This is a genomic window from Ralstonia sp. VS2407, from assembly GCF_052950655.1.
In genome coordinates, this window is record NZ_JBRFVG010000400.1 from 1 (window position 1) to 429 (window position 429).

A 429-nucleotide genomic window follows, 5' to 3' on the forward strand; every position below is an offset into this window, starting at 1 on the left:
GGTTTGGAGAATGAAGGTGCACAGCCGCTCGGCGCTCGACCGTCGCCCCACCGCGAGCAAGGCCTCGCGCAGGAAGCCCGAATCCGCCGACAACAGGCCGATCAGCGCCAGCGCCGCCCCGGCGTCCCGTGCCAGCGCCTCGCGGAGCCCGGCGGTGGCGATGCGGTGGACCGATCCGTCCGTCAACGCGAGCAGGTCGTCGTCCAGCCGTCCGTCCGCGATCCCGTCCGCCCCGACCAGGTCGCCCGCCAGGTACACGCCGGTGAACGCCGACCCCCCATCCTCCGTGTGCCGAAGGCGCGCGATCCAGCCCCGCGCGATCAGGTGCACATGCTCCAGCCGCTCGCCCGCCGTGTGGAGCACCTCGCCGCGTCGGATCAGCCGAGGCGGTCCCTCCACGAAAAGCGCGCGCAGCCGATCATTCCACCC

Annotated in this window: 1 protein-coding gene; it reads right to left on the reverse strand. The window is 72.7% G+C overall.

The genetic code is table 11. The features are described from left to right. Window positions 1–429, reverse strand: a 429-nt coding sequence (locus ACU8YE_RS25675; RefSeq protein ID WP_446930448.1) for a Crp/Fnr family transcriptional regulator, incomplete at both ends; no start/stop codon positions are given.